Here is a 3,883-nt window from a genome sequence, read left to right as displayed (position 1 = left end):
GTGTCGCTGTACATGGGAATGCGCCAAACCAGCAACCTGGACCAGCCCGAGCAGTTCCTGCTCGACCTGGAAAAATGCTTCTTCCTGCTCCTGCCCGGCCTCGTACCACCGAACCGGGTCGACTATTTCCGCCAATTCATCAGGCGGCGAACAGCACTCGCCATCAAATCGACCTCAGCCACGCCCGATTCCCACTGACCACGACCGCGGCCACCGGCCCACTCAAACTACGAGTGCCCTACCACCGGCAGCTGCTAGGCTTTGCCCAGTGAGACCCCGATGGGCCGGAGTCTATGCAGGTCGGCGGAACTCCGGAGGTGCAGGCGATGGCGCGCCAAGTTCGATCGGAAGCCACGCGGCAAAAGATCATTGACGCGGCGATCGACGTGTTCAATGAGGTCGGGTATACGGCCGCTGGTCGGGGCGAAATCATCGAGCGTGCGGGGATGACCAAAGGAGCCCTGTACCACCACTTCGATTCAATGGAATCGCTGGCGTCCGCCATCATCGACGAAGGCGCCGAGGTCATACTTGCTGCCTTAGGCAGCATGTCTGCGTCCTCGCCCGCACTCGAGAACATGGTGCACGGCACGTTCGTGATCGCGGAGCTCCTGGCTTCCGACAGGGTGGCCCGTGCCTCTGACCAACTGATCCTTACTTTAGGCAAGTTCAATGAAGCCGCTTTCCGGGTCTACACCACTTGGTTGGAGGTGATGTCCACTGAGGCCAGGCGGGCGATCGCTGAGGGCGACCTTCGAGCGGACCTCGATGTGGACGTGGTCAGCGAGTCGATCGTCGGCGCCATGTATGGAAACCAGTTGCTCTGCAAGGCGACGTCCAGCAGCGACCTCACAGGGCGACTAAGCCGAATGTGGGAGCTTTTGTTCCCTGCGCTCGTCGAAGATGCGTCGGTGCCCTATTTTCGCGAGTTTCTTGCCCGCGAGGCCCTGCGCCACGTCGAACACAATTCGTCCCTTTGAGTGACAATGGGGCCAGAACCCGCGACTGTAACCAACTCAGCAGGGCCAGTTCGATACCTACAACTTTTACTGGCCTGAACGATACCTAACGCTTGTGAGTCCACAGTTCTTCAGTCAGGTCCTGGAAGGTCGCAATCGCAAGTTGGTCGTCGCAACGCATTAAAGCCGACCTGCTCATCAGCGCCCGGACAACCGAGCCATCCCTGTGCGCCAGTTCGACGACCATATTCGCTAGTGCATGCACCACAGTGAGCACGGACTCGTCGGCCGGCGCCGAGTGGAAGACCTGATCGAATTTCAATGACAAAACTTCTTCGGTACTGCAACCCATCATCTCGGCGAAGGCAGTGTTGGCGAACAAAATAGTGCCGTCCTGCGCGATAGCGAGCACAGGGACGGGTAGCCGCTCCAACACCACGGGCGCAGGCAACTGCTTCAGGTTCGCCATTGGGTGTGATTCGCCGGGGTGCGAATCACGTCGTCGCTCCACGAGGCGATTATGGATCATACGAGGCACTCGCGGTCGAATTGTGCATATTGAGCCTGAGCGAAGCTCTTACATCGCGCCGTCTGTCTAGTCGCGAAGCTCGGAAAGCCTGGCCGAATCGGCGTTCGTGGTCAATAAGTACTACCCCGAGCGGTCAGAATGACGAACCGAACGACGTGTCAACGACGACTAGGGCGCGGTGCCGGACGACACCCCACCCAAGCCGTTGCACGTCATTTCCCACCGCATCGCTCGAGTTCGTCAGCGTGACGGGCGAAAAGTAGGTGAAGTGCCCCGGACGCAAAGATTTTTCATTGTCCTGCGGCCAGCACGTTGCGCTATATGTGCTGCCAAACTCGCATAGAGGGGGCCCTCATGACAGCAGCGTCCATCTGCCTCCGGATTCCAGGCCAGTCGCTTGGTGCAGGGTAGGAAAAGGAAAGAAGAGTTGGCCGCCCCAATCGGCGAGATAGGCAAGCTGCTCCGTCAGTTCGGTTTCAAGGCTCCAGGGCAGCGCCAGAACCACGTCTGGGCGATCCTGTTTGATGAGCTCCGGGTCGCGTACCGGGATGTGGGTGCCCGGCGTGAAGCGGCCATGGTTATCCGGATTGCGATCGACGATGTATTCCATGAGGTCACTACGGATCCCGCAATAGTTCAGCAACGTGTTGCCTGTGCCCGGACCTCCATAACCGACAACGCGTTTGCCCTCGGCGCGGCACCGGAGTAGAAATCGCAATAGATCGTGGCGCAAAGCCTCGGTTCGCGGACGCAGTTGCAGGTAACCATCCACGCGGTGCAGTCCCGCCGCCTTTTCGATGCGCAGCACTTTGGCTACTCGGTCGGTCGGCGGGTCAGCGATCCGAGCGGGACGAGCCCAGATCCGTAGCGACCCACCGTGCGTACGTAACAGTTCCACGTCGACGACGGCCAGCCCGGCAGTGGCAAGCGAGCGTACTGCCGAGAGCAGCGTGTAGTACTGGTGGCGTTCATGGTAAACCGTGTCGAACTGGCCATAACTGACCAGCCTCAGCGCGTGGTGTACCTCGATGTTCAGCCACCCTTCGTCGGCGAGCAGCCCCCGCAAGGATTGGGTAAAGCCCAGCAGATCCGGCGTCTGCGCGTAGACGTCGTTCGCGACGACCAGGTCTGCCGGGCCATGTTCAGCGCGCACGCGGCGAGCCAGCTGCTCGTCGAGAGACGCCGACACCGTCGGCACACCGCGCTTTTGAGCGGCGGCGCTGACGTTCACCGACGGGTCAATTCCCAGGCACCGTATGCCCGCGGCGACGAAATGTTGCAGCAGGTAGCCGTCATTGCTGGCAACTTCGACCACTAATGAATCGGTTCCCAGCCTAAGTCGCTTGACGGCCTCGCCCGCGAAAGTTTTCGCGTGCTGCGCCCAGCCGTCCGAGAACGAAGAAATGTGAGCGTATTCGGTGCGCGCGTCCTCCGGTGCGATGGATGCCGGTATCTGCAACAGCAGGCAGTCCGCGCAAAGCCGCAGGTGCAGCGGGTAGCTCAGCTCGGGTAGATCGAGTTCTTCTGCGGTGAGGAACTTTTCGCATGGCGGAGTCGCGCCGAGGTCCAAGACACTGAGCAGTCGGCTCGAGTCACACAAGCGGCATTGCATCCGCTCCTCGTTTCTTGGGAGTTCACCTGGCCAACGCACCTGAAGCGGATTACGGCGCTGCGTTAATGGCGTCGACGTAAGCATCGGTCACGGACTTCACTTTGCGGTGTTGTGGTATTCGGTCGAGGCGTCGCCGTCGAAGCGGTGGGATCCGACAAGAGCGGGCCAAGTTTTCGCGCCACCCTGACAACGACCCCGGCCACATCTCCGGGTGTGTAGTGACGAATGACATGTGCTTCTCCTAACGGTGCTACCGGACAAACCGACCCAGGGAGGCTCGGCGGCAGCGCCCGGCCACTGCGCTTGAGGCAGCCACATCAACTACAAACTGCCATCTCAGCTATTTAACAGTATACATACCATCTGGATGGCAGCTAGGGTTGAACAAACTATAAATATGTCTGTCCGCCGCTCGTATCAGCCGACTAATGCGGCAGGTAGCGCACGCCTGGCAACCCTTGCGTCGGAGCTCGCGGGATGAGGCAGGCGATTGTGACCAGGCATCGCCGCGGCTACCGGCGGCATCACGGGCTCGACGCGAGGAAGGTACGCAGCGTGGAGGCGACCACCACAATCGACAGTGCCGACGCCGCCACCAGCGACGGTCAACCCCGCTTCAGCGGCACTGATTGCGTGTTTACCGTTGCGTTACACTCTTCAGCCGGTGCCTTGAGACGGTGGGTTCCCGCTTTCCAGCGCTGCGGCGGCAGAGTCAGCGGTTGCGATGTGCGCCGCAGTTGCCATCGTCTACTCGGCGCCCCTGACCACTTCGGGGTCCGACGA

3 protein-coding genes and 1 pseudogene are annotated in these 3,883 nt (G+C 60.6%); 2 read left to right on the top strand and 2 right to left on the bottom strand.

Going from position 1 to position 3,883, the window contains the following annotated elements:
* Both WA317_RS16110 and WA317_RS16105 read left to right on the top strand, forming a co-directional pair.
* Positions 1–198: pseudogene (locus WA317_RS16110) on the top strand (TetR/AcrR family transcriptional regulator); the annotation flags it as partial.
* Between the two features lie 128 nt (positions 199–326).
* The gene (locus WA317_RS16105) at positions 327–980 is read left to right on the top strand and encodes a TetR family transcriptional regulator (protein WP_425173981.1); all 654 of its coding nucleotides are present in this window, start codon (positions 327–329) and stop codon (positions 978–980) included.
* An 85-nt stretch (positions 981–1,065) separates the two neighbouring features.
* Here WA317_RS16105 and WA317_RS16100 read toward each other — a convergent pair whose 3' ends face one another.
* The gene (locus WA317_RS16100) at positions 1,066–1,428 is read right to left on the bottom strand and encodes a PAS domain S-box protein (RefSeq protein WP_425173980.1); all 363 of its coding nucleotides are present in this window, start codon (positions 1,426–1,428) and stop codon (positions 1,066–1,068) included.
* Positions 1,429–1,840: 412 nt separating this feature from the next.
* A complete protein-coding gene (locus tag WA317_RS16095; protein ID WP_425173982.1) occupies positions 1,841–3,100 on the bottom strand; it encodes a methyltransferase domain-containing protein in 1,260 nt (419 codons plus the stop codon).
* Positions 3,101–3,883: the final 783 nt, after the last annotated feature.

The organism is Mycobacterium sp. (assembly GCF_049802695.1).
Classification (GTDB): domain Bacteria; phylum Actinomycetota; class Actinomycetes; order Mycobacteriales; family Mycobacteriaceae; genus Mycobacterium.
This window is presented reverse-complemented; position numbering and strand designations above follow the sequence as displayed.